The sequence below is a fragment of the Fluviicola sp. genome, assembly GCF_039596395.1.
Lineage (GTDB): Bacteria > Bacteroidota > Bacteroidia > Flavobacteriales_D > Crocinitomicaceae > Fluviicola.
The window spans coordinates 383,130-408,087 of record NZ_JBCNJT010000004.1; the positions used below are offsets into that span (position 1 = coordinate 383,130).

Sequence of the window (24,958 nt, forward strand, 5' to 3'; positions counted from 1 at the left end):
TGGAGAAGCAAAGCATTGCGCCCCTGCATTCTTTTTCAAACAGGAAAATCTTGGGGCAACATCTGAACATCAGGAAACAAAAAGCCCGGGCATTTACCCGGGCTTCACTGGTCCAAAATTGAACCTTTAAACTCTTTGAACTTTTTTATTTCTTCCCCATTGTAAGGGCATCGTTCCAGGACATCGGAAGCACTTTTCTATCCAGCTTTGTTTGTGTACTCTCCTGGAAAACTCCTTCAAAATGGATCAACATTTCAACCAGCTGCATATCCATTTTCGATCCGCCTTCCATGCGTTCCCAGGTAGCCAGGAAAGATTCAGTTTCTCCTTTTTTCATAGCAAAAACATCTGCTTTCGAACGGGCAGTTGCATACAGATTTCCATCCGGCATTTCTACTGAAACTTTTGCCGGAGAAACAAACGCCAATCCTTCACCGGTATAAGTTACCTTGAACTTCACATCCGTCTTTGCGGTTTCTTTTGCTGAATTTGCAAGTGTAATCTTAAAATTCCCGGCAACAAATTCGTTATTGGAAGCAGGCAAACGGAATACCGGTGTCGCAACAGCGGGTTTCAATGCTACTTTGTAAATTCCTTCACAAACAAAATTAAAAGTTCGTGCATCATTCAGATTTGCGCCTACCGCACGCATGACTTTTTTCTTGCTGTCGTTCGGTGCGATCAAAATATACTTGTCCTTTGTATCCAGGCTCTTTCCGCCCAGTTCGATTTTGCTTTCATCCGAATTGTACAGAAGCCAATCATTGGTTTTGTTTACAATGTTCATTCTGAACTTCAATTCCTTCGGAAGAGCAACCACGTTGTCAATCTCCACTTTGTAAGCTTCCGTTTCAAAGGTTGTGTCTCTGTAATATACTTTTTCATATTGGCCAAACACTGTCCCTGAAAGAGCCACTGCCCCAATAAAAGCGATAGTAGTAACTATTTTCATCTGTTTAATTTTTTAAATTTTTCCCAAACTTACCAAATTCGTGCCAATCAGCCGGGCCTTCGTCTATGTTCCCGGTTCATTAGTCGGCTAAATCACTTAAAACCAAAAGACTGAAATCTTTTCAATTTGTTTGCGCTACCGTTAAATAAGGCATTTCGACAGATAAAATTCTTTTAAAAAAAGGTATTCGATTCTTTATTAGATTAGAATATAAGTAAAGCCAAAAAGGCCTATTGGATTTACGTTTAGCTAGATAATAAACTTAAAAAAACCAAATCATGGTACTTACACTTTCAATCATGGCAATCATCGCAGCGTTCTCGCTTTATGATTACTTCTCTTCCAAGTCATGGCAAATGGTGACTTCAAAAGAGCGCAACGAAACGGTATTCGAAAACCGCAACAAGGAATATGGCGCATACCAGATCCGGAGAGATTACGACAAAAGAATCCTATTGGTATTCCTGGGAGTAACTGTTGGAATCGGTGCATTGTGGGGAGCTTCTACACTGTTCAAACCACTTGAGCAGAGAAAACCGGTGGAAACTGATCTAAAAGCATGGACGATGGATCTTACAACCAAAGAAGAAATTCCGGATATTCCGGAAGTCGTTGAACAACCGGCTGCTGCTCCTTCTAAAGCAGAAATAGCAGAATTTCGTGAATTAGTGGTTTCTGATACAGATCAGGATAACGTAACTCCTCCTGAGGGAAATAAAGCCATTGGCAATCAGGCTCAAACCGGTGAACCGGGAGGAGATTGGGACGAGCCAGGATTTAACCTTCCGGGAAAAGGAGGTAGCGGCGCACCCATTGAGATCATTAAAAATGTAGATCCGGTTACTTACGTCGACGAACCAGCAGAATTTCCGGGTGGAATGAAAGCTTTGCACGAATTCATCAAGGACAACATCGATTTGAACATCATCGACGGAAACGCGAAAGTTTACCTGAAGTTTGTAGTAGACACAGACGGAACGATCTCTTCGGTGTCCGTTACAAAAACAAGCGAAGATTGCGAATCCTGCGAAAAAGCAGCAATCAAGGTGGTAAAATCGATGCCGAACTGGAAACCCGGAAAATTAAACGGGAAAGAAGTAAAAAGCTATTACCGTCTTCCGATCAACATTCAATAGAAAACGATTTTCTTTTTCATAATCCGGAAAGGGTGGGTATGCTTCGGCTGCCCGCCTTTTTTATTTGGATCAAAGGGTTCAAAGGTGTTTAATCAATCTACTTTGAACTTTTGAACTTTTGAACTTTTGAACTTTTTAACTTTTGAACTTTTTAACTTTTTAACTTTTTAATCAGCCGCGGCTGAAACTTTTGAATCATCGAACTTCCTTAATTCTAAAATTTTAGGAAGTTTTGTTTCAGAATAATTGGATAAAAAAATAAAAACAGTAACTTTGCGCCCAAATTAAGGAATACACTTAAAAGGCAACAAAATGTCCAAAATTCAAGGAAAAATATCACAGGTAATCGGACCGGTTGTCGATGTAACATTCGACAAAGGCGTGTCCCTTCCAAACATCTATGATGCATTAGAGGTTTCTAAAGCAGACGGAACAAAAGTAGTTCTGGAAGTTCAGTCACACGTTGGAGAAAATTCAGTGCGTACAATCTCTATGGACTCTACTGACGGATTCCGTCGTGGAATGGAGGTTGTTTCTACTGGAAGCGCTATTAAAATGCCTACCGGAGATCAAATCAAAGGTCGTTTGTTCAACGTAGTTGGTGAAGCTATTGACGGTATCAACACAGTGGATAACACAAACGGTTTACCAATTCACCGTGAAGCTCCTAAATTTGAGGACTTATCTACGGCAACAGAAGTGTTGTTTACAGGTATCAAAGTAATCGACTTGATCGAACCTTACGCAAAAGGAGGTAAAATTGGTCTTTTTGGTGGTGCCGGTGTAGGTAAAACAGTATTGATCCAGGAATTGATTAACAACATCGCTAAAGGACACGGAGGTTTATCCGTATTCGCAGGTGTAGGTGAGCGTACTCGTGAGGGGAACGACTTATTGCGCGAGATGTTGGAATCAGGAATTATTAAATACGGAGAGGCTTTCCTTCATTCTATGGAAGAAGGAGGATGGGATCTTTCCAAAGTTGATTTGAACGAAATGAAAGAGTCTAAAGCTACTTTCGTATTCGGTCAGATGAATGAGCCTCCGGGAGCTCGTGCACGTGTTGCCCTTTCCGGATTGACGATGGCAGAATACTACCGTGACGGTGACGGAGAAGGACAAGGAAAAGACATCCTTTTCTTCGTAGACAACATCTTCCGATTCACTCAGGCTGGTTCTGAGGTATCTGCACTACTTGGACGTATGCCATCAGCGGTAGGTTACCAGCCAACACTGGCAACTGAAATGGGTGCGATGCAAGAGCGAATTACTTCTACAAAAAGAGGATCTATTACATCCGTACAAGCGGTTTACGTACCTGCAGATGACTTAACGGATCCGGCTCCGGCAAACACATTCGCCCACCTGGATGCAACTACGGTATTGTCCCGTAAAATTTCCGAGCTTGGAATTTACCCGGCTGTGGATCCATTGGATTCTACATCCCGTATCCTTACTCCGGCAATTTTAGGTGATGAGCATTACAACTGTGCTTCCCGTGTAAAAATCACGTTACAGCGTTACAAAGAATTACAGGATATCATCGCGATCCTTGGTATGGATGAATTGTCTGAAGAAGATAAAATGATCGTTCACCGCGCTCGTCGTGTACAACGTTTCTTGTCTCAGCCATTCCATGTTGCGGAGCAGTTTACAGGAATCCCTGGAGTATTGGTAGATATCAACGAAACAATCAAAGGATTCAACATGATCCTTGACGGTGAAATGGATAAATACCCTGAAGCAGCATTCAACCTGAAAGGAAGCATCGAAGATGTGAAAGTTGCAGGTGAGAAAATGTTGGCTGAAGCTTAATTAGACAATAAGACATCAGGACATCAAGATATTAAGACTTAGATTTTAGGATGCTGCACCATTCAGGTCCTAAAATCTTAAAGTCCTAAAGTCTTAAAATCCTAAAGTCCTAATATCCAAAAAAGATGCAATTAGAAATTATCACTCCTGAAACATTGGTTTTTAAAGGTGAAGCAACTGCGGTTCAATTTCCGGGATTAGACGGATCTTTCCAGGTATTGAACAACCACGCACCGATTATTTCCGGATTAAGTGCAGGAAGCATTAAAGTAGATTTAGTGGAAGCTTTCAAAGTAACTTCTAAAACGAACCCGAACATTACTGCTGAGAACAACGGGAAAGTCATCCATGTTGCGATCAAAGGTGGTGTAGTGGAAATGCAAAACAATAAAATTATCGTATTAGCAGAATAATACGTAGCAATAAACCAAATAAAAAGGGGCTCGCCGTGGCGGGTCCTTTTTTTGTTAAGGTCTGTTATAATACGTATTTTTGCACCAGTACATAAGATTCTTTAATTATTTTCGTTCTGTAATCATGAATCTACAGGATCAAATAGATTTGACAAACGTACCTAAGCATATCGCCATCATTATGGATGGGAACGGACGCTGGGCTAAAAAGCAAGGGCAGGAACGCCTGTATGGTCACTCTTTCGGAGTTGACTCGGTTCGTGCTTCCCTGACGGCCTGCAAGAATATCGGGGTGAAATATGCCACGATGTACGCCTTTTCCACTGAAAACTGGAACCGCCCGGCCGACGAAGTCGAAGGATTGATGAGCCTGTTGGTTTTTACCATTGCAAACGAGGTGGACGAATTGAATGCTCAGAATGTCCGTTTGCTGAGTATCGGCGACACGGACGGTTTACCGGAAGATTGCCGGAATGAATTACAAAACGCCATCGAATCAACTAAAAACAATACAGGAGTAAACCTGGTGATAGCATTGAATTACAGTTCCCGCTGGGAAATTGCTGAAGCAGTAAAAACACTGGCCTCCCGCGTAAAAGAAGAAACGCTGGATGTTTCGTCCATTACTCCGGAACTCATTACCTCTACCCTTTCAACCAAAGATATTCCTGACCCTGAATTATTGATCCGTACAAGCGGTGAGAACCGTTTGAGCAACTTCCTGCTTTGGCAGGCTGCATACAGTGAATTTTACTTTACCCCCGTTTTATGGCCTGATTTCCGCGAGGATGATCTGTACAAAGCCGTTCTTGAGTACCAGTCAAGAGAAAGACGTTTCGGAATGGTATCCGAACAATTATAATGTATTCTATGAAAAATTTCCTATCAATTTTATTTCTTACGTGCGCCTTTGTGTCTTTCGGGCAGGTGGATTCCATGAACGTAAACAATACCCCAAATAAAGTTGATTCTGTCAAACCAACCGGTACCACCATCGGCGGCGGATTGGATTTCAGTTACGGAAAAACGGAAAAATATACTTTAGGACCCATTCGCATCGAAGGGGCCGACAATTTCGACCCGCAGGCCATCAAACTGATTGCCGGACTGAAGCAGGGAGAAATCATTACCATTCCTTCCGACCGCATCAGTAACGCCATTAAAAACCTGTGGAATGAAGGATTGTTCTCCCAGGTGGCAATCGAAGCTGAAAAAGAAGTAGCAGGAGTGATTTATTTAGTCATTAAGCTGACCCCGCGACCGAAACTTTCCCGCTTCCGCTTTACGGGAGTTTCCAAAAGAGAAGTGGATAAGATCCGCGAAGAAGTAGATCTGTCGTCGGGACAGACCATCACAGAGAACTTATTATTCAAAACCAAGAACAAGATCAGAGGTTATTTCCTGGAAAAAGGGTTTAACAATGTTACGGTAAGCATTACACAGGTTCAGGATACCTTGATTAACAATTCCGAGATTTTCTTCATCGATATCAATAAAGGAAAGAAGGTAAAGATCAAAAGCATCACTTTTGACGGAAATACTTCCGTAAAACCCTGGAAATTGAGAAGAGCCATGAAGGATACCAAAAGAAGATCCATCATGCGTATTTTCAAACGTTCGAAATTCAATTCCACGGCCTATACACGAGACAAAGAAGCAGTATTGGATAAATTCCGCGCAGTTGGTCTGAGAGACGTTCATTACGTAACGGATTCGGTTTACACGATCAACAGTAGAAATATCGGTATTTACCTGAAAGTGGAAGAAGGCCAGAAATACTATTTCGGGGACATTTCCTGGATCGGGAACACGAAATTCAGTTCCGGAACGCTGGATACCGTTTTGGGTATCAAATACGGGGATATTTACGACAAACCTTTATTGGATCAGCGCTTGCACCAAAGTCCGGACGGAAGGGACATCACATCGCTTTACATGGACCGCGGATACCTGTTCTTCCATTTAGAGCCGGTAGAAACCGGAGTAACGGCGAATCACATCAACTATGAAATGCGCATCGTTGAAGGGAAAGAAGCACGTGTGAAGAACATCTTCATCAAAGGAAACTACAAAACGAATGAGCACGTAATCCGCCGGGAAATCCGCACAAAACCGGGTGATTTGTTCAGCAGAAACGACATTATCCGTACACAGCGTGAATTGGCACAATTGGGTTACTTCAACGAGCAAGGTTTCCAGGTAAACCCGATCCCGAACCCGCAAGACGGAACAGTAGACATTGAATACATCGTGGAAGAGAAATCTGCAGACCAGATCGAGCTTTCCGGGGGTTACGGTGCCGGCCGTATCATCGGAACACTCGGATTGACATTCAGTAACTTCTCCGTTAGAAATATTTTCAAACCGAATTCATGGAGCCCGCTTCCAACGGGTGACGGACAACGCCTTTCTATCCGCGCACAAACCAACGGAAGAATTTACCAGGGATACAACTTCTCTTTCACGGAGCCATGGTTGGGTGGAAAAAAACCGAATTCCTTTACATTCTATTTGAACCACACTTCCTTCTCAAGCAGTGTAACTATTAAGAAACGAGATCCTGCTTACCAGGGAGTTGCTATTACCGGAATGGGAGTTGGTTTGGGAAGACGCAAGAAATTCCCGGATGATTACTTCAGTGCATACTATGAATTGGCTTACCAATACTACGATGTACGTAATTATTCTTCCTTATTCCCGAGCTTTAATGACGGATACGCAAACGACATCAGTTTGAAATATGCGTTGCAGCGTAACTCGATCAATTCACCGATCTACCCGACGGAAGGATCCAAGATCTCATTCACGGCAAAAGGAACGCTTCCGTATTCATTAATGGGCGGAAAAAAGGATTTCAGTACCATGACTGCGCAGGAAACATTCAAATACCTGGAGTACTACAAACTGAAATTCACATTCGAATACTATTTACCGCTTACACCGGATAAAAAACTGGTCTTGATGCCGCGCATCGGATTCGGTTACATGGGAGCTTACAACGCAGCAAAAGGATTGACGCCGTTCGAACGATTTAACTTAGGAGGTAGTGGTCTTTCCGGGGTAAACCAGTTCGGAGGCCGTGAGATCATCGCTTTGAGAGGATATGACGACAATGCTCTGTCTTCCACCGCCGGTGACCCGATCCTTGCGAAATACACCATGGAATTGCGTTACCCGATTTCCCTGAACCCGCAGGCTACGTTCTTCGTACTGGCTTTTGCCGAAGCAGGAAACACGTATACCAACTTCAGAACTTTCAATCCGTTTAACGTGAAAAGAAGTGTCGGAGCAGGTGTCCGTATCTTCCTTCCGATGTTCGGTATGCTCGGATTGGATTACGGTTGGGGCTTCGACAAATTGGATAAGCACTCTTCCGGATACGGAGGCTCCATTGACCAATCAATCGATTCAAAAGGTTTCTTCCCGAAATTCACGTTTACCATCGGTATGAATTTGGGTGAACTTTAAAACAATAAAAATGTTATCTTCGTCGTTCTTTCAAATTTCGCCTATGAAAACTCTTGTTTTATGCTTATTCATGGTCTTTGGCATGACCTTTGTCAGTTCCGCTCAAAAGTACGGTTACATTGACTCGGAATTCATTTTGGGTAAAATGCCGGAATACAAAGAGGCTAAGGAGCGTTTAGACAAATTGGCCGAACGTTGGACCAAAGAAATTGAAGAGCGTTATGAAATGATCAAAAAGAAAAAGGAGAATTTTCTGAGAGAAGAAAGTTTATTACCTGCCGAAGAGAAAACAAAACGCGAGGAGGAAATTAAAACATTGGAATCGGAAGCCATGGAAATGCAGCAAACGCGTTTCGGAGTTTCCGGGGATTACTTCCAAAAACGACAAGAATTAATTAAACCGATTCAGGACCGGGTTTACGAAGCTATGCAAACAGTTGCTTCAAAACGGAATTATAGTTTTATCTTTGACAAGTCAAATCAAAGTAACCTGGTTTATGCCGATAGCAAATTCGATATCAGCGACGAGGTTCTGAGAGAGATGGGTGTTAGCACCAAGTAAAATATTGCTTTTGAAGATGTTGGATCGGTGATCCTCCGGAAATGAAAGTAACAACAAAAACAACGAAACATAAAAACAAAAATGAAAAAAATCCTATTTGCCCTGGCACTAACTGTATGTGCAATCGCAACTACACAAGCTCAATCGAAAATCGGGCACGTGAAGTCTCAAGTTTTATTGGACACGATGCCTTCACGTAAAGCTGCTATCAGAGAAATCAAAGACATCGAGAACGCAGGTTTGAAAGAGCTTAAGGATGCCGACAGCGCTATTCAAGTTGCCTATATCAAGTATCAGAAAGATGCTCCTACTATGTCCGAAACTGTTAGACAATACGAAGAAAACCGTATCCGTCGTATGCAACAAAACCTGGAAGAGCGTCAGCAACAAATCGACCAGCAATTGCAAACAATGACACAGGAAATGAATGTTGTGATTTTGGATCGTGTAAAGAAAGCTGTAGCTGTTGTTGCGAATGCAAAGAAATACAACTACATCATCGATGAGAGCACAACGCTTTTCTCTGCAGGTGGAATTGATGTAACGAACGAAGTAATCGTTGAGTTATTGAAATTGGAAGCAGAAGCTAAAAAGACAGGTAAGTAATATACTATCCATAATTATTAAATGTAGGGCCGGAAAATTTTCCGGCCCTACGTATTTAACACACTTTAATTACCATGGTAATTAATAACATCGTATATTTGTACCATGAAACGCCAATCATTTGTAAAAGGTATGTTAGGATTTGCTGCACTCGGCGGATTGACTTCTGTTGCTTCACTGGGAAAATTATTGAACGAAGAGGATTACACCTATCCGGTATTATTTATCGGGCATGGTTCTCCCATGAACGGAATCGAGAACAATCATTTTTCCAGGCAATGGAAAAGCGAGGTTGACCACTTGCCGAACCCGAAAGTGGTATTGGTTATTTCCGCGCACTGGCTTACCAACGGAACGTATGTTACCGCCATGGAGCATCCGCAGACCATTCATGATTTCGGCGGTTTCCCGGATGAATTATTCACCGTTCAATACCCTGCTCCCGGAAGCCCGGAATTCGCACAACAAACCAAAGACCTGGTAAAAAGCACAACCGTGCATCTGGACCACGAATGGGGATTGGACCACGGTACCTGGACGGTAGTTCGGCACATGTACCCGGATGCAGACATTCCGGTGCTTCAACTTTCCATTGATTACAACAAACCGGCGGCTTATCACTACGCCCTGGCACAGGAACTGAAGGAATTGCGCAAGAAAGGTGTTTTGATTATCGGGAGTGGAAACATGGTGCATAACCTGCGAATGGTTGCCTGGGAAAAGTTAAATACACCGAACTTCGGGTTTGACTGGGCCATTGAAGCAAACGAAACTTTCAACAAGCTGATCCTGGACCGGAACCACCAGCCTTTGATCGATTATCAGAAACTCGGTCAATTTGCGCAATTGGCTATCCCGACACCGGACCATTATTTCCCGATGATCTACAGTTTGGGCCTATCCGACTCGAAAGATGAGATTTCAATATTCAACAATGAATTGGTCGGAGGCTCGCTGAATATGACTTCCGTTCGATTTGGGTAAAACAGAAACGTTGTGTACTTTTGGAACATGTCAGTGAAAGGTCCAATTGGTGTTTTTGATTCCGGATACGGTGGATTGACCGTTTTGAAAGAAATCAGAGAAAAACTTCCCGAATACGATTTCCTCTATCTTGGAGACAACGCCAGAGCCCCTTACGGTTCCCGAAGTTTCGACGTGATCTACGAATATACCTGGCAAGCTGTTCAGGCTTTGTTTGACAGGGATTGTTCGCTGGTAATCCTGGCATGCAACACTGCTTCCGCAAAAGCACTTCGAAGCATTCAGCGCATCAAACTTCCGGAATTATACCCGGACAGACGCGTATTGGGAGTTATTCGCCCGAGCACGGAGGAACTGGACAAACACACGAAAACGAAACACGTTGGTGTATTGGGAACAGACGGAACTATCCGGTCGAACAGTTACCAGATCGAATTGGGGAAATTTGCTCCGGACCTCGTAGTGAATCAGCATTCCTGCCCGATGTGGGTACCGTTGATCGAAAACAATCAATTCGACACGCCCGGAGGGGTTTATTTCATTCAAAGTGATCTGGTTTCTATTTTGGAGAAAGATCCGAAGATCGACACCATCCTACTGGCTTGCACGCACTACCCTATTTTAATGGAACAGTTGCAGCGCTTGCTTCCCACGCATATCGAAGTTCTCGCCCAGGGAAAAATCGTAGCAGAAAGCCTGGCAGATTACCTGGAACGCCACCCTGAAATGGAGGAGCAATGCTCTAAAGGCGGAACGGTCAGATACCTGACAACTGAAAACGCCAAAGACTTCAGCGAGAAAGCTTCCCTGCTGATGAATGACCAGATAGAAGCCGAACATTTAACCCTTCATTAAAAAGAAGTTCCTTGGCCTTAGAAATCATCGGATATTTTTTAGCCCTATTTGTGGGGCTTGTGCTCGGAACGCTGGGTGGCGGAGGTTCCATTCTCGCAGTACCTATTTTGGTAGCTTTTTTCCAGCTGGAACCACAAAATGCAACGGTTTACTCCCTGTTCATTGTCGGGGTCACTTCCCTGTTCGGGGCCATTCAGCATTTTAAATCCAAACTGATCAACCCGGTGAACACCCTGCTATTCGGGGTTCCGGCAGTAATCAGTATTTCCATCACGCGCTTGTTAATCGTTCCTTCCATTCCGCAGCACATTCACCTGGGGAGCCTGGCCTTCGAAAAGAATACGTTCATTATGTCGCTATTTGCGATCCTGATGATCCTGGCTTCCATTCCGATGATACGCGGTCAGAAAGAACATCCGGGAACAAAAAAAAACAGACCCACAATTTTGGTCATCTTCGGAGCACTGATCGGAGTTATCAGCGGGCTGGTAGGCGCCGGCGGCGGATTTATGATCATTCCTTCCCTTTCCATTTTCATGAAAGTTCCGATCAAGAACGCCATCGCTACATCCATTGTGATTATCGCCATTAATTCCCTCAGTGGTTTTACCGCGGAACTTTTTACGCCCAACCTGCATTTAAACTGGGTAATCCTGCTTGGCTTTACTTTAATTGCAGCAGCCGGCCTGATCATCGGGCTGAAACTGAATCACAAGATCCAATCTGCCAAACTCAAAAAAGGGTTCGGTATTTTCGTACTGCTGATCGGAATTGCGATCCTGGTAATGGAGCTTGTTTCCGTTCGTTAGAACAATAAAATATTCAAACTGAATTTCGCCATGATATTGTCTTCCACTTTCGGCGAAATCACTCCTCCCGCATAATGGTAGAACCCACCGATACCGAATCCGATACGGCTCAGGATAATCAGGTTGTTTGCAAGCAATCCCGTTTCTGCGTAGCCTTTATTCAGTGAATTGTAAGTAATCGAATGACGGCTCATATCGTCCTTACTTCCATACCCGATAGCATGGTGAATGGCAAACTGTGGTGCGGTCCATTTCTTACCGGTTTTGATAGCTTTGAAATCGAAACGTGTGAACAATGCTGCCATTTGCGGAGAATAATACGTGGAAGCAATCATCGTCTCGAATGAATTTGCCGCGGAAACTTTCCACATTCCACCGGTACCTTGTCCCACTTGCTGCAGCAATAACGGAGAATCACCTTCAACCACCGTTCCCATCAAAACATACATCAGTTTACCCACCGCACGGATCGGAACGATTTGCTGAATACCTGCAGTAACGCGGGTGTAATCGATTTTTGCAGCAGTAACTCCCGGAAGGCTTTTCGTTACTTTCATCGTCAGGATAGGCCATTTGGAGCCCAAGGAAACACGTTTTGTACCCAATGAAACTACTTTGTCGCGGATCGCCCAGGTCAACTCCAGGGAACTTTCCGCGATATCGTAATGATCGATGGATCCCATTTCGGGTTTCGTCCACTGGTATTGGTAACCTTCTGTAAACTCAATGCGCTGGTAAGAACCGGAAAGGCGGAATTTCATGCGCGGGAACACATACCCTGTAAATGCAATTTCCCCGATTCGCTGTTTGTCCATCTGGCGGATGTAAACGTCGCGGTAGAAGGAATTCAAACGCGTAACAACCGGCTCATAGCTCAATCCCGTTCCTCCTCTTTCGATGATGTCCTGCTGGTATCTTGCTTCAAAATCCAGGAAGTATTTGGGAAACAGGGTCACTTTTCCGTAACCTCCGTATTTCCACATTTTATCTTTGAAACCGTAAGCGAAATATCCTCCGACACGGAAACGGTCCGATAATTTATCGCTGGTCTCCAATCCGATTCCCAAACGGAAACCTTCGTAATCGCGGAAGTTTACCAATCTCAAAATATCTGCCTGCAAATAGCCCAATGGAATTTTACCCTGCATCAACGACTGAAGCGTTTTCAGTTTTCCTTCCAGGTTTGCGTCTTTCGAAACACTGTCAATCACCTCATAAGTTCTCAGATCTTTCGTGTCGAGGTCGTATTTCCGTTTGGCATCCCAGTGCGTACTGTCCTTCTTATTTGCATCACGCTCCGTTTCGACGAAAACCGCATTGAAGCGCTGGTCCTTCAAATCGGCATCAAGCACCACTTTATCAATGTAGGTATTTCCCTTTCCGACGAGATAAGCATCTTTTAGTTTGGGACTCATATTCAGAGCCGGAACTTTTATTTCGGTAGATAACTTATAAGGAAACCATTTCTTTCCTTCCAACAGGGTGTACTCCTGGATAATGCGCGGATTAATCCCTCCTTTATCTTCGGCAGGTTCGGCATCCACTTTCTCCACTGCAAATCCTCTGGTATTGATGTAAAGTCTCCCTTTCATTCCTTCAAAGTTCTTATCTCTTCTTGGCTGAAAACGGATGGTATACGTCGTGTCTCCGGGAGCAGTAATGGTTGTGTCTTCCAGAATAAACAAATAACGGCGAATCGATCCCAAAGCCAAGGGATTCAAATAAGAACGGCCCAAAATATCGAATTGGTTGTCGTAGAAGTTGAACGACTGCAATTCATTGGCGAAGGTAGAGAACATGGGATCCGTAAAACCCGAAACACGGTAGGCGCTGATCACTTCTTTTTCCTTGAATGGCGGCTTGAAATATTTTGTAGAAGTGCTTTCCAACAAGAATATATGTTGCTGATCGAAGAATTTTCTCAGATCCAGCAAATTGGTATCGGCTGTTGTATCCGAAATTTGGGCCAACGCATCTTGGTTAATGGTAACTATAAATTTACTGTAACTGTCATACTTAAACGCTACATCCGATTTCGGATGGTTCTTCTTTCGATTCTCAATAGCTGCTTCCATAATACGTTCAGCAGGATTCACTCCCGGAACAATAGTCACTTCTTCAATTTCACTCGCCTGTTCGGTCATGTATACAATCATATCTCCGGTAATGGTGATGGTTGTATCCCGGAAACTGGTCATTTTCAAAGTTACCCGCGTATTTCCCTCCGGGTTGGTAAATCTACCGTCCAAATCGGCCAAAAACGGTTTTCCAACTTCCGGGTAAACCTTCACAAACGGAATAGTGGCATGCGAAACACTTTCCTGTATCTGAATTTGTTGTGCAAAAAATGAATGGGATAAAAGGAGCGAAAATAAGCTGAGTAAAATGGTTTTCATAAATTATTTGTCTTATTCGTAAGACAAACTAAGTCAAAAAAAGTTACAGTCCTTCAAAAAAAACGAGAAGTTTCACCGGACTTCCGTAATTTCGTAAAGAAGGATGAACAGTTTTACAGATCAGCGGAATATTATCAAACACCTTAACGTTCAGCGTGTTTGGAATCTGGCTATGCTTCGTTTTTCCTATGGCTTGGCCCGTTTGTTCAAACTTCAAAAAAACTGGGGCAAACCTTTTGCGTTAAGTATCGAACCAACAACCGCCTGCAACCTGGGTTGTCCGGCTTGCCCGAGTGGCTTGAAAGCATTCAGCCGTCCAACAGGGAAAATCGACCTTTACCAGCATCAAAACTGGCTTTCACAGGTTTCCGGTTCTGTTTTTTACATCAATTACTATTTCCAGGGCGAACCTTTTCTGCATCCGCAATTCCTGGAACTGATCAAAGAAGCGAAACGCAATAAGATTTATACCGCAACTTCTACCAATGCACATTTCATTGATGCCAAAAAAGCGCAGGAAATTGTGGCCTCCGGTATGGACCGCTTGATTATTTCCATTGACGGATTGACACAGGAAACGTACGAATCCTACCGCATTCACGGAAAACTCGATAAAGTAATCGATGGAGCAAAAGCCATGGTACAAGCCAAAAAAGAAGCAAACAGCGCTACGCCTCATTTGATTTTCCAGTTTTTGGTAGTAAAAGCCAACGAACACCAAATTGCGGAAGTGCAGGAACTGGCAACCGAAATCGGTATTGATGAAGTGCGGTTCAAAACCGCGCAGGTTTACGATTATGAACACGGAAACGAACTGATTCCCGACAACGAAGCGTATTCGCGCTATGTGAAGCAGAAAGACGGAACGTACCGTTTCAAATACAAAGGCGGAAACAGCTGCTGGCGCATGTGGTCTTCGAGTGTCCTGACCTGGGACGGACAAGTGGTTCCCTGTTGTTTCGACAAAGATGCGCATCACACCCTGGGAAGCTTGCAGGAACAATCTTTCGAAATGATCTGGAAAAGTCCGGCCTACCGTTCATTCCGGAACACCGTGCTACAGGACCGCAACTCGATAGAGATTTGTACGAATTGCTCGGAAGGCGCAAAAGTATGGATCGATTGACAATTATGAATTATCAATTTGGCAATTATCAAGGTCCGCTATCTTGATAATTATTCATTGATAATTCTTCTAGCACGACACCTCTTTGTTGAACTGCACTAATCCGCCGCGGCGGATTCAGTATCAAAAGCTATCGCTTTTTCTTATATTTGCGAGAAAATAAAAAGAGACCATGTACGGAAAAATGAAAGATTACCTTTCCGAGGAATTGAATACGATCAAGGAAGGTGGAATATTTAAGAAAGAACGCATCATTACTTCTCCTCAGGGAGCAAAAGTGAATGTGAGTTCGGGTGACGAAGTTGTCATCATGTGTGCAAACAATTATCTTGGACTTTCCTCCCATCCTGCTGTTATTCAAGCTGCGAAAGATGCTTTGGACACGCATGGATTCGGGATGTCGTCTGTTCGTTTTATTTGCGGAACGCAGGACATTCACAAAGAACTGGAAGCAAAAATCGCTAAGTTCTACGGTACGGAAGATACTATTTTATATGCCGCTGCTTTTGATGCGAACGGTGGGGTTTTCGAACCTTTGTTCGGAGAAGAAGACGCAATCATTTCCGATGAATTAAATCACGCTTCGATCATTGACGGTATCCGTTTATGCAAAGCTCAGCGTTACCGCTACAAGCACTCCGACATGGCTGACCTGGAAGAGCAATTGAAAAAAGCCCAGGCACAACGTCACCGCATCATTGTTACTGACGGGGTTTTCTCCATGGACGGTGACATCGCCAAAATGAACGAAATCTGTGATCTGGCTGACAAATACGACGCATTGGTTATGACAGACGAGTGTCACAGCGCCGGATTTATCGGAAAAACAGGTCGTGGAGTGCCTGAATACCACAATTGCCAGGACCGCGTAGATATTATTACAGGAACTTTGGGTAAGGCACTTGGAGGTGCGATGGGTGGTTATACAACCGGGAAAAAGGAAATCATTGAAATGCTTCGTCAGCGTTCAAGACCTTATTTGTTCTCCAACTCGCTGGCTCCTTCCATTGTCGGGGCATCGAACGCAGTTTTCGACATTTTGAGTTCCACTACGGAATTGCGCGACAAACTGGAATCGAACACCAAATACTTCAAGGAAAGAATCATTGCGGCAGGATTTGACATCAAGCCGGGAGATTCACCTATCGTTCCAATTATGTTGTACGATGCAGCTTTATCCCAGCAATTTGCAGACAAACTATTGCAGGAAGGCGTTTACGCTATCGGTTTCTTCTACCCGGTAGTTGCAAAAGGAGCAGCACGTATCCGCACACAAATCTCGGCAGCTCACAGCATCGCCGACCTGGACAAGGCAATCGCCGCATTCATCAAGGTCGGAAAAGAATTGAAGGTGATTCAATAATAGTTGAACAACATAGAATAAAAATCTGTTGGTGGGGACGCGATGTATCGCGTCCCTTCTGGTTTAAAACCAGCCATATTCCAACAAGTAGAGACGCGAATCATCGTGTCACTACTTGTATAAAAAAAAACCATTGGTTCAATGGAATAAAAACTATCTTTGTGCGCTAAAAATCTAATGCATTTCGCATTAGTAGTTGAACAATTAACAAAGATAAATCTATGACAAGGTCTTTACTTGTTTTATTTTGCGCGGTATTCACGCTTTCTGCTTTCGGGCAAATCAAACGCGATGTATCCGGATATTACCAGGATTACAGAACGAAAGGCCCTTCGGATGAAGTTCCGGTTCAGTTGGTTAACAAAAAAACAGGTAAAACCTATCAGGCGATTACGGATGAGGATGGTAAATTCTTATTCAAGGGCGTCGAATTACTGCCAAATACAGATACGACCGTTTTCGAACTATCTGTTGCCAGCAAAAAATACAAGCAGGAAGTATTCACGATCAAACTCGATGACGATCATACCAGTGAGTACAAAATGGACCAGAAAAACCCGTTCAAAACTTCTACGAAAGTTACGTGGATGTTTGATTGGGGAACCTGGAACGGAAAAGAAAATTACTGGTCGCATTTCACTGCAAAAGCAGTATTGGTAATTTACGGAGGATGTTTGGTCCTGGTATTCATCTACTCTTTGTTACAACTTTCCTTATCAATTGCCTATGCCAGAAGTAAAAAACGCAAATCGCAGGAAGTAAAACCGGTTTACAACCCGGATACGGCTCTTACGGTTACAGTTCAGTTACCTATGTACAACGAAATGTATGTTGCGGACCGTATTATCGAATCAGCGGCGGCATTTGATTACCCGAGAGATAAATTCGACATCCAGGTACTGGACGATTCTACGGACGAAACCAAAGACCTGATCGCGAAAAAAGTAGCGGAAGTGGCTGCACGTGGTGTACGTATCGAGCACATTCACCGTGTGGACAGAACAGGATATAAAGCCGGAGCTCTGGACTCGGCAATGAATAAGGTACAGGGAGAATTCATCGCAATCTTTGATGCGGATTTCGTTCCGGAAAAAGATTGGTTACAGCGCACAATGCCTTACTTTGAGACAGATGACAATATCGGTGTTGTTCAGACACGTTGGGGGCACTTGAATAAAAACTATTCGTTATTAACGGAATTACAGGCATTCGGTTTGAACGGTCACTTTGCTGCAGAGCAGGGAGGTCGTAATGCCGCAGGACATTTCATCAACTTTAACGGTACGGGCGGTATTTGGCGCAAAAAATGTATCGAAAGTGCAGGTGGATGGGAACACGATACTTTGACAGAGGATTTGGACCTGAGCTACCGTGCCCAGTTGAGAGGATGGAAATTCAAGTACCTGGAGGATGTAGTTGCACCTGCTGAATTACCGATTACGATGTCGGCACTGAAAGCACAGCAGCACCGTTGGATGAAAGGTGGAGCGGAGTGTTTCGTGAAAATGTGGAAAACAATCCTGACTTTCAAGAACGTAAGGCTTTCCGATCGTGTTCACGGTATGGCACACCTATTCAACTCGTCGGTATTCATGTTCATTTTGATCATGTCTCTATTGAGTTTGGTTGTATTGCAGATCAAAGACAGTTTCTCAGATTTGAATTACGTGATCCAGTACGGTTCGGTCTTTATCTTAAGTACGGTATTCCTGATGTATTATTACTGGCTGGCTTACCGCGATAAAACAGACAATAAGTTTACTTCCTTCTTCCGCTTCCTGGGTCGTTTCTTATTATTCCTGACGGTTTCATTGGGTCTTTCCCTGGCGAATACCATTGCTGTATTGGAAGGATTTATGGGAATCAAAAGCTCGTTCGTTAGAACACCAAAGTTCAACGTAAGCAAAAAGAACGAATTCAAAGGAAACAAATACGATAAGAAAAGCATTTCACTGATTACGATCGGAGAAGGAATCCTGATGTGCGTATTCGGGTTTACGGTTGTAAACAGAGCCATTTACGGAGATTTAGGAATGGTTCCTTTCCATCTGATGCTGACTATCGGATACGGAATTGTGTTCTTTAATTCATTGAAAGAATTGAGACAAGGGTAAAACCAATCAAAAAAAAATAAAAACAGTAGGGGCGGAAAATTTTCCGCCCCTACTCTATTGTATAAACTTGTAATTCTCGATCCACGTGGAATCCGTCACATCGTAGAGCAATTTCCAAAAACAGGTATCAACGATGTAATCAAAATCCAGCTGTTTGATGTTGTAACGCTTTGCCAGGTATTCCTCCTGTTTTAAACCCGGCCTCATGCGGCCATGACTCCACCCCGCTTCGTTTTTCCCGTTGTAGGGCCAATCAGAAAAGCGGAGCTTCCACAAACTGTCCAGCGCCGGACAATAACCGATTTCCGCCCGAATAGTATCGTTTACAAAAACACCACCTACAATTTTGTTCTGTTTGAAATAATCGATTTTCCCGGGATTGAACGGGCTGGGCCAGTAACCGCTCAGAACCTTGATGAATTCATCTTTACTGGCGTAAACCCTTTTTGCGCGAAGCACCCCGTCGTTGGAGTATTTCATAGCTACAAAACTTACCACACTCGAATTGGCCCCCGTAGAAATACGCGCACCGAAAACGATCCGGTAGGAAGGCTGATCCACCTCCGAAAACGAAAGCGAACAAAGAAGCAGCAAGATAAGTACACCGTATTTCACACTGCATTTAACGGAGACTGACGCAAAATTGTTTCATTCGGTCAGAATGAGAGCGAAAATGAGAATGATGAAAACAAAATACTTTATGTCTAAAGCTAATTGAACTGAAGCAGATCACGAAAATCTATTCCTCATTCTCATTCTGCTTTAGTCGAAGCGGATGACCTGAGTAGGTGTTACCAAAGCATTCAAACGGATATCTGTCGGGAGTACATCTTCGATCTTAGTTTCCGGATCAAAGTAATGCAAACCGATAAACAGGCAATTCGGGGCGCATTTACGCAAAAAACGATCGTAGAACCCTTTTCCGTAGCCCACACGGTTTCCTTTTACATCTGCGGCTAAAAGCGGCACAAACACGATATCAAAACGGTCTGCGGCAATGACTTTTCCTTTTTTGGGTTCGGGAATTCCCTTTTGATTGACTTCCAGCTGATCCGTGGATTCGAACAGGTAATGGCGCATTTCCATGTTCTCGAAATTACTCTTCGGAATGGCAACCGATGCCCCGATTCCGATAGCTCTTTCCAATAGCAGGTAAGTATTTACTTCCCGCTGTCTTTCGATGGGAAGAAATAAAGAAATCATCTTTTCCGAAAGTTGAAAATGGGTCAACGTTTGTTCCACAATTGTTTCGGAAAGCCTTTCAATCTCTCCCGGAGAAAGTTGAAGCCTCATTTCTCGATACTTGTGACGCAATTCTGCTTTTGTCATACTACTCTTTTGAACCAATGCCTGAACCCCGCTAATGTGGTCTTAATTTTCGGGAGAATAATTTTCGGCTAAATTAGTTGAAAGACAGTAATTAAACAAAAGTGAGCGAATTTATATTCCTAGTGTTTTTTAACAAAAAAAGCCCCTAAGCTTTGCAAGAACTTTCTTTTAGTCTGTATATTTACGACGTGTTTAAAAGATTGCGTTTATTCTCCCTCATTTGTTTTTTGTCGCTAAGCAGCAATTTAGTGGGAAATTTCGTTTGGACTTTCCTGGAGGAAAAGCAATCTGTAAGCCTTGCTTCTGAAGAAGACGAAGACAATGAAGAGCCTGATTCCGATACGGATGAGAACAACACCGGGAGCAGCAAAAGAGGAATCAACCTCTTGGAAGAAGAACTTCATCTGGCAGACCATCCTGCTCTTTCAAGCTTCGACATCGATTTCAATTTCATGGAAAAAAGCACTTTTTCCGTAATCACAGACAAAACCAACGGTTCTGAAAAAGCACCATTGGACAATCCACCCGAGAGGATACATGAATTCAGCTAACATTTATCATTAGTTTATTTCATTATCCATTTTTCATGAAAAATTTATTCAAGACCTGGAAGCAGGATGCTCCTGCCGGCCTGGTCGTATTTTTAGTTGCGGTTCCGCTGTGTCTTGGAATTGCACTGGCTTCCGAGGCACCCGTATTTTCAGGATTGATTGCGGGTATTATCGGGGGAATTGTAGTCGGAAGTATTTCCGGTTCCTCTATCGGAGTGTCTGGTCCTGCAGCAGGATTGGCAGCAATTGTTGCAGCGGCTATCCACGATTTGGGTTCGTTTGAATTGTTCCTTGCAGCAGTTGTTTTTGCAGGAATTCTTCAAGTCATTTTAGGACTGATCCGCGCTGGGTTCATTTCCTTTTACTTCCCGAACGTGGTGATCAAGGGAATGCTGGCAGCCATCGGTTTGCTGATCATTTTCAAGCAATTGCCTCACGCTGTGGGATACGATGCGGATTACGAAGGAGATGAATCCTTTTTCCAGGCAGACGGACATAACACGTTTTCGGAGCTTTTCTACAGTTTGAATTACATCACCATTCCGGCGCTGATCATTTGCGCGGTGTCGATTGGCTTGCTCATTCTCTGGGATACAAAGTTCATACAGAAGACGTTCCTGAAATTTGTTCCCGGCCCGCTCTTAGTGGTTCTGCTGGGAATCTTGGCTACAATTATGTTGCAGGGAACTTCCTGGGCACTGATCCCGAAACACCGCGTGGATTTGGGAATTTCCGGAAAACCATTCAAAGAGTTATTCACCTTCCCGGATTTCAGTCAGCTGGGGAATTACAAATTGTACCTTACCGCAGCAACTGTGGCCATAGTAGCCAGTCTCGAAACCCTTCTGAGTGTGGATGCATCCGATAAGCTTGATCCCAAGAAACGGATCACGTCCGGGAACCGCGAATTAATCGCACAGGGAGTCGGGAATACACTTTCCGGGTTGATCGGAGGACTTCCTGTAACGCAAGTAGTTGTGCGAACATCTGCAAACGTCAATTCCGGGGGATTGAATAAATTGTCTACGATCATACACGGAACACTGATCGCTGTAACGGTACTTTCCGTTCCGGCAGTCTTTAATTACATTCCGTATGCTTCGCTGGCTGCTGTCCTGATCATGGTAGGATTTAAACTGGCAAAACCGAGCCTTTTCAAAAAGGTGTTTAAAGAAGGATGGCTGCAATTCATTCCGTTTATGGCAACGATATTGGGAATTTTATTTACGGATCTTTTAATCGGGATTTCCATCGGTTTGGGAGTTTCATTTTTGGTGATCCTGTACTACAATTTTAAATTATCTCACTATCTTTCCGTCGACGAAAATGTATATAAGATTCGCTTGACGGAACACATGACTTTCCTCAATAAAGCCTCCCTGATCGAGACCTTGCTGAAGATCCCGAATGGTGTCAAAGTGATCATTGATGAAAGTCAGGCCAAATTTTTAGCGCACGATATCGTAGAGTCGATTGAAGACTTTAAAATCCGTGCAAAAGACAAAAACATAGAAATAGAAATTATTACACCAAAAAAACTAGAAGTATGAAAGACATTTTTGAAGGAAACAAGAAATGGGTAGAAGAAACATTGGCAAAAGATCCGTCATTCTTTGACAATTTATCTAAGGGCCAAACACCCGAATATTTATGGATCGGTTGTTCAGACAGCCGTGTGCCTGCAAACGAAATCGTAAACCTGCCTCCGGGAAGTATTTTCGTTCAGCGTAACATCGCAAACCAGGTAATCAATTCCGACATGAACTTATTGAGTGTTGTTTACTACGCGGTAAAATACCTGAAAGTAAGACACATCATGATCGTAGGGCATTACGGTTGCGGTGGTGTTGCTGCTGCTATGAGCAATAACAGCTTCGGGTTCCTGGACAACTGGCTGGTAAGCATTAAGAATGTATACTTAAAGAACCAGGCAGAATTGGAAGCCATTGAAGACCAGGAAAAAAGAACAGACCGTTTGGTAGAATTAAACGCTATCCAGCAATCGGTGAATATGGCGAAAATCTCTTTCATCCAGGAAGAATGGCAGCAAGGGAATCCGTTGGAAATCCACGCGTTGGTTTACAGCCTGAAAGATGGTTTGTTACGCGATATGAATACATCGATCAACAGCGCAACTGATTTAAAACCTGTTTTCCAGTTTTACCAGTTCTAAGCAATGGTCGAAGAGACAATCATCCAGCTGGAAGAGCTTTTTGAACCATTTCGTCATGCACAACGCGCTCAAACAGCGAGTGCATACATGCGGGATCAGTTCCCGTTTATCGGAATGAAAACGGAAATCCGCAGAACGGCTCAGAAAAGCTGGGTCGATTCGCTCAAAACACTAGATGACAGAAATTTAAGATGGTCGGTAATTCGCGCTCTTTGGAATAAAGAAGAGCGCGATTACCAACATACCGCCATCGACCTATTGAATTCCTGGCCGAAGAAGTACTTTTCGGAAGCAGATGCAGCGGAACTGGAATGGATCCTCGATCAAAAATCGTGGTGGGACACCGTAGATGCGATTGCTTCCAATTATTTGGGGAAATGGGCGTTGCTCTTTCCTGAAAAAGCCCGCGAAACTTTTGAAAAGTGGCGCTACCATGAATCATTCTGGCTGCAGCGCTCCTGTTTGATCTATCAACTGAAATATAAGAATCAGGTCGACACTGCTTACCTGGAAGACCTCATCAAACAGATGAACAGCAACAAGGAATTCTTTATTCAAAAAGCCATCGGCTGGTCTTTACGTCAATTATCCAAATGCAACCCGGAAGAAGTGGTTCGTATTCTCGGCAATCATCCGATTAAAGGGCTGGCGTTGAGAGAGGCGAGTAAATACCTGGACTAATTATCAAGGATGAATGGTTCAATTATCAAGGAGGCTTCATTCTTGATAAAATTTATAATTGATCATTTAAATTTCCTTGTTACTTTTCCAAAATCGGTCATTACCTCTGAAAACCCACGACTTTGTTTAAGAAGAAAACACAACCTGTAATTAACGAAGCCCAGCAAATTGAGCTTGCTCAAAAAGACCATCGTCATTTTGGTCCGCTGTATGAGCGTTATTTCGAGCAGATCTTCCGGTTTATTTTTAAACGGCTCGGAGGAAATGAAGAAGTAGCCGGTGATTTGGTACAGCAATGTTTCATAAAAGCCATGGCCAATATCGGTAAATACGAAGATCGCGGACTTCCGTTCAGTGCCTGGCTTTACCGGATCGCTCAAAACGAGGTCAATATGTTTTTCCGCTCGGAAAAGAAAAACTATTCTGTTGAAATCAGCGACCGACAACTCTATTCCATCCTGGAAGAAAGTGGTGAAACAGGAGTTCAACAGGCAGATTTGGATCAACTGATCGAAATAATCAATAACTTAGATGAAACTCAGGCAGATTTAATCGAATTGCGATTCTTCCAGGAGCTTAGTTTCAAAGAAATTGCCGACATCTATCAAATTAGTGAAGCAAACGCTAAAATGAGAATATACCGCTTACTGGAAAAGATCAATACAAATTGGAAACGCGAATCATGAGAAAATTTCAAAGAATATCGAACGAAAAATCACCCGAACCTACCAAGGAACAACTGGTACGTTACAAGGATTTTGCCTCGCTTTCTCATAAATATGAGCGTTTGGCAAAACGTCCTAAGCGGCCATTGTATAAAGATCCGAAACTCTTTTTACTGCTTCTGATCATCGGACTGATGTTCTTATTGGTATTTCTGGAATCCTAGAATCCTTCGATATCCAGTTCCCGCATAGCCACAAAGGATTTCAACACCCGTTCTCCCACACCCGGCACATCTACGTGAATTAAGTACACGCCCGAAGCAACCGGAATTCCCGCTTTATTGGCCAATGTCCAGTCCATAAAGGTTAAATCATTGTCTTTTTTGAACTGGTTGACCAGTTTTCCGGACATGGTATAAATCGATATGGTACAAGTTTCCGGCAGGTTCACGATCTTGATGCGTTTGTCGACTTTGTTTCTTTCATACTCCGAGAACGCATAGTACGGGTTCGGTACCACATTGATCAGATCCAATGCGGATGCCAATACGTCTCTGCTTGCTGTCGTTGTCTGAAGATCATCCATTGACCAGGAATACATCGGACGTCCTCCGTTCAATCCTGTTGCAGTGTAATCGGTGTATTGCTTGTTCACACGAACTTTCATTCGTACGTCTGTTTCCATGAAATCATGGCCTGTTGCTGTGATCGTGTTGGCAATCCACATCAAGCTGGTGAACAAACGTTTGTAAGCAGTTGTGTTACCAATCTGGTACTGATCGTAAACCCAGTTATTCACTCCATCGTAGTAAGGACAACCCTCACCGTTGATGTCTACTCCGAATACCCAGATCGGCTGGTTACCTCCGAATACCGGAAGCCCGTTTCCGTCAACTTGTCGGTCGGATGGGTTCCAAACCATGTCTGCTCCGTTGTCTCCTCCCAAGAATGAGTTCTCTC

Annotated in this window: 24 protein-coding genes; 19 read left to right on the forward strand and 5 right to left on the reverse strand. The window is 43.5% G+C overall.

Annotated elements, in window-relative coordinates:
* Positions 1–145: 145 nt before the first annotated feature.
* On the reverse strand, positions 146–952 hold the full coding sequence (locus ABDW02_RS19335; protein WP_343637551.1) for a hypothetical protein: 807 nt from the start codon (positions 950–952) through the stop codon (positions 146–148).
* A 278-nt stretch (positions 953–1,230) separates the two neighbouring features.
* Between ABDW02_RS19335 and ABDW02_RS19340 the strand changes: the two genes are divergently transcribed.
* From ABDW02_RS19340 to ABDW02_RS19385, 10 genes are all read left to right on the forward strand, one after another.
* Positions 1,231–2,088 (forward strand): energy transducer TonB, encoded by an 858-nt coding sequence (locus tag ABDW02_RS19340; protein WP_343637553.1) that lies wholly within the window; start codon positions 1,231–1,233, stop codon positions 2,086–2,088.
* 312 nt (positions 2,089–2,400) lie between these two features.
* On the forward strand, positions 2,401–3,903 hold the full coding sequence (atpD, locus tag ABDW02_RS19345) for a F0F1 ATP synthase subunit beta (protein WP_343637555.1): 1,503 nt from the start codon (positions 2,401–2,403) through the stop codon (positions 3,901–3,903).
* Between the two features lie 125 nt (positions 3,904–4,028).
* Positions 4,029–4,316, forward strand: coding sequence for a F0F1 ATP synthase subunit epsilon (locus ABDW02_RS19350; protein ID WP_343637557.1), 288 nt, complete (start codon positions 4,029–4,031; stop codon positions 4,314–4,316).
* Between the two features lie 124 nt (positions 4,317–4,440).
* On the forward strand, positions 4,441–5,178 hold the full coding sequence (locus tag ABDW02_RS19355) for an isoprenyl transferase (protein WP_343637559.1): 738 nt from the start codon (positions 4,441–4,443) through the stop codon (positions 5,176–5,178).
* Positions 5,179–5,186: 8 nt separating this feature from the next.
* Positions 5,187–7,784 carry an outer membrane protein assembly factor BamA gene (gene bamA, locus ABDW02_RS19360; RefSeq protein ID WP_343637561.1) on the forward strand — a complete coding sequence of 866 codons (2,598 nt, stop codon included), beginning with the start codon at positions 5,187–5,189 and terminating at the stop codon, positions 7,782–7,784.
* Positions 7,785–7,827: 43 nt separating this feature from the next.
* Positions 7,828–8,346: an OmpH family outer membrane protein gene (locus tag ABDW02_RS19365; RefSeq protein ID WP_343637563.1), complete on the forward strand. Its 519-nt coding sequence runs from the start codon at positions 7,828–7,830 to the stop codon at positions 8,344–8,346.
* Positions 8,347–8,427: 81 nt separating this feature from the next.
* Positions 8,428–8,952 carry an OmpH family outer membrane protein gene (locus ABDW02_RS19370; RefSeq protein WP_343637565.1) on the forward strand — a complete coding sequence of 175 codons (525 nt, stop codon included), beginning with the start codon at positions 8,428–8,430 and terminating at the stop codon, positions 8,950–8,952.
* Between the two features lie 105 nt (positions 8,953–9,057).
* Positions 9,058–9,936 (forward strand): 4,5-DOPA dioxygenase extradiol, encoded by an 879-nt coding sequence (ygiD, locus tag ABDW02_RS19375; protein ID WP_343637567.1) that lies wholly within the window; start codon positions 9,058–9,060, stop codon positions 9,934–9,936.
* A 27-nt stretch (positions 9,937–9,963) separates the two neighbouring features.
* Positions 9,964–10,791 (forward strand): glutamate racemase, encoded by an 828-nt coding sequence (gene murI / locus ABDW02_RS19380; RefSeq protein WP_343637569.1) that lies wholly within the window; start codon positions 9,964–9,966, stop codon positions 10,789–10,791.
* A gap of 11 nt (positions 10,792–10,802) precedes the next feature.
* Positions 10,803–11,600: a sulfite exporter TauE/SafE family protein gene (locus tag ABDW02_RS19385; RefSeq protein ID WP_343637570.1), complete on the forward strand. Its 798-nt coding sequence runs from the start codon at positions 10,803–10,805 to the stop codon at positions 11,598–11,600.
* Here ABDW02_RS19385 and ABDW02_RS19390 read toward each other — a convergent pair.
* Positions 11,597–13,996 (reverse strand): DUF5686 family protein, encoded by a 2,400-nt coding sequence (locus ABDW02_RS19390; protein WP_343637572.1) that lies wholly within the window; start codon positions 13,994–13,996, stop codon positions 11,597–11,599. The genes ABDW02_RS19385 and ABDW02_RS19390 overlap by 4 nt on opposite strands.
* A 103-nt stretch (positions 13,997–14,099) precedes the next feature.
* Here ABDW02_RS19390 and ABDW02_RS19395 point away from each other — a divergent pair, with 103 nt between their 5' ends.
* The 3 genes from ABDW02_RS19395 to ABDW02_RS19405 all read left to right on the forward strand — a co-directional run bounded on the left by ABDW02_RS19395 (position 14,100) and on the right by ABDW02_RS19405 (position 18,599).
* The gene (locus tag ABDW02_RS19395; protein WP_343637574.1) at positions 14,100–15,122 is read left to right on the forward strand and encodes a radical SAM/SPASM domain-containing protein; all 1,023 of its coding nucleotides are present in this window, start codon (positions 14,100–14,102) and stop codon (positions 15,120–15,122) included.
* Between the two features lie 172 nt (positions 15,123–15,294).
* A complete protein-coding gene (gene kbl, locus ABDW02_RS19400; protein ID WP_343637576.1) occupies positions 15,295–16,485 on the forward strand; it encodes a glycine C-acetyltransferase in 1,191 nt (396 codons plus the stop codon).
* A gap of 221 nt (positions 16,486–16,706) precedes the next feature.
* Positions 16,707–18,599 carry a cellulose synthase family protein gene (locus tag ABDW02_RS19405; RefSeq protein WP_343637578.1) on the forward strand — a complete coding sequence of 631 codons (1,893 nt, stop codon included), beginning with the start codon at positions 16,707–16,709 and terminating at the stop codon, positions 18,597–18,599.
* Positions 18,600–18,653: 54 nt separating this feature from the next.
* Here ABDW02_RS19405 and ABDW02_RS19410 read toward each other — a convergent pair whose 3' ends face one another.
* Entirely contained in the window at positions 18,654–19,214 is a 561-nt protein-coding gene (locus ABDW02_RS19410; protein WP_343637580.1) for a hypothetical protein, read from the reverse strand.
* Between the two features lie 147 nt (positions 19,215–19,361).
* Complete coding sequence (locus tag ABDW02_RS19415; RefSeq protein WP_343637582.1) at positions 19,362–19,928, reverse strand: 5-formyltetrahydrofolate cyclo-ligase; 567 nt, start codon at positions 19,926–19,928, stop codon at positions 19,362–19,364.
* A gap of 248 nt (positions 19,929–20,176) precedes the next feature.
* Between ABDW02_RS19415 and ABDW02_RS19420 the strand changes: the two genes are divergently transcribed.
* From ABDW02_RS19420 to ABDW02_RS19445, 6 genes are all read left to right on the forward strand, one after another.
* Complete coding sequence (locus ABDW02_RS19420) at positions 20,177–20,479, forward strand: hypothetical protein (RefSeq protein WP_343637584.1); 303 nt, start codon at positions 20,177–20,179, stop codon at positions 20,477–20,479.
* 35 nt (positions 20,480–20,514) lie between these two features.
* Positions 20,515–22,029 carry a SulP family inorganic anion transporter gene (locus ABDW02_RS19425; RefSeq protein WP_343637586.1) on the forward strand — a complete coding sequence of 505 codons (1,515 nt, stop codon included), beginning with the start codon at positions 20,515–20,517 and terminating at the stop codon, positions 22,027–22,029.
* A complete protein-coding gene (locus ABDW02_RS19430) occupies positions 22,026–22,652 on the forward strand; it encodes a carbonic anhydrase (protein ID WP_343637588.1) in 627 nt (208 codons plus the stop codon). Before ABDW02_RS19425 ends, ABDW02_RS19430 begins: the two co-directional genes overlap by 4 nt.
* Before the next feature lie 3 nt (positions 22,653–22,655).
* The gene (locus ABDW02_RS19435) at positions 22,656–23,333 is read left to right on the forward strand and encodes a DNA alkylation repair protein (RefSeq protein ID WP_343637590.1); all 678 of its coding nucleotides are present in this window, start codon (positions 22,656–22,658) and stop codon (positions 23,331–23,333) included.
* Positions 23,334–23,455: 122 nt separating this feature from the next.
* Positions 23,456–24,019, forward strand: a complete 564-nt coding sequence (locus tag ABDW02_RS19440) for a sigma-70 family RNA polymerase sigma factor (RefSeq protein ID WP_343637592.1) — start codon at positions 23,456–23,458, stop codon at positions 24,017–24,019.
* The gene (locus ABDW02_RS19445; protein ID WP_343637594.1) at positions 24,016–24,222 is read left to right on the forward strand and encodes a hypothetical protein; all 207 of its coding nucleotides are present in this window, start codon (positions 24,016–24,018) and stop codon (positions 24,220–24,222) included. Before ABDW02_RS19440 ends, ABDW02_RS19445 begins: the two co-directional genes overlap by 4 nt.
* Here the strand turns inward: ABDW02_RS19445 and ABDW02_RS19450 are convergent.
* Positions 24,219–24,958: T9SS type A sorting domain-containing protein (locus ABDW02_RS19450; protein WP_343637596.1), on the reverse strand; the 740-nt coding region annotated here is incomplete at its 5' end. The genes ABDW02_RS19445 and ABDW02_RS19450 overlap by 4 nt on opposite strands.

What these genes read in the sequence shown, in the direction of transcription:
- ABDW02_RS19335 (WP_343637551.1), bottom strand. Translation starts at nt 952, where the DNA reads ATGAAAATAGTTACTACTATCGCTTTTATTGGGGCAGTGGCTCTTTCA.
- ABDW02_RS19340 (WP_343637553.1), top strand. Translation starts at nt 1,231, where the DNA reads ATGGTACTTACACTTTCAATCATGGCAATCATCGCAGCGTTCTCGCTT.
- atpD (WP_343637555.1), top strand. Translation starts at nt 2,401, where the DNA reads ATGTCCAAAATTCAAGGAAAAATATCACAGGTAATCGGACCGGTTGTC.
- ABDW02_RS19350 (WP_343637557.1), top strand. Translation starts at nt 4,029, where the DNA reads ATGCAATTAGAAATTATCACTCCTGAAACATTGGTTTTTAAAGGTGAA.
- ABDW02_RS19355 (WP_343637559.1), top strand. Translation starts at nt 4,441, where the DNA reads ATGAATCTACAGGATCAAATAGATTTGACAAACGTACCTAAGCATATC.
- bamA (WP_343637561.1), top strand. Translation starts at nt 5,187, where the DNA reads ATGAAAAATTTCCTATCAATTTTATTTCTTACGTGCGCCTTTGTGTCT.
- ABDW02_RS19365 (WP_343637563.1), top strand. Translation starts at nt 7,828, where the DNA reads ATGAAAACTCTTGTTTTATGCTTATTCATGGTCTTTGGCATGACCTTT.
- ABDW02_RS19370 (WP_343637565.1), top strand. Translation starts at nt 8,428, where the DNA reads ATGAAAAAAATCCTATTTGCCCTGGCACTAACTGTATGTGCAATCGCA.
- ygiD (WP_343637567.1), top strand. Translation starts at nt 9,058, where the DNA reads ATGAAACGCCAATCATTTGTAAAAGGTATGTTAGGATTTGCTGCACTC.
- murI (WP_343637569.1), top strand. Translation starts at nt 9,964, where the DNA reads ATGTCAGTGAAAGGTCCAATTGGTGTTTTTGATTCCGGATACGGTGGA.
- ABDW02_RS19390 (WP_343637572.1), bottom strand. Translation starts at nt 13,996, where the DNA reads ATGAAAACCATTTTACTCAGCTTATTTTCGCTCCTTTTATCCCATTCA.
- ABDW02_RS19395 (WP_343637574.1), top strand. Translation starts at nt 14,100, where the DNA reads ATGAACAGTTTTACAGATCAGCGGAATATTATCAAACACCTTAACGTT.
- kbl (WP_343637576.1), top strand. Translation starts at nt 15,295, where the DNA reads ATGTACGGAAAAATGAAAGATTACCTTTCCGAGGAATTGAATACGATC.
- ABDW02_RS19405 (WP_343637578.1), top strand. Translation starts at nt 16,707, where the DNA reads ATGACAAGGTCTTTACTTGTTTTATTTTGCGCGGTATTCACGCTTTCT.
- ABDW02_RS19415 (WP_343637582.1), bottom strand. Translation starts at nt 19,928, where the DNA reads ATGACAAAAGCAGAATTGCGTCACAAGTATCGAGAAATGAGGCTTCAA.
- ABDW02_RS19425 (WP_343637586.1), top strand. Translation starts at nt 20,515, where the DNA reads ATGAAAAATTTATTCAAGACCTGGAAGCAGGATGCTCCTGCCGGCCTG.
- ABDW02_RS19430 (WP_343637588.1), top strand. Translation starts at nt 22,026, where the DNA reads ATGAAAGACATTTTTGAAGGAAACAAGAAATGGGTAGAAGAAACATTG.
- ABDW02_RS19435 (WP_343637590.1), top strand. Translation starts at nt 22,656, where the DNA reads ATGGTCGAAGAGACAATCATCCAGCTGGAAGAGCTTTTTGAACCATTT.
- ABDW02_RS19445 (WP_343637594.1), top strand. Translation starts at nt 24,016, where the DNA reads ATGAGAAAATTTCAAAGAATATCGAACGAAAAATCACCCGAACCTACC.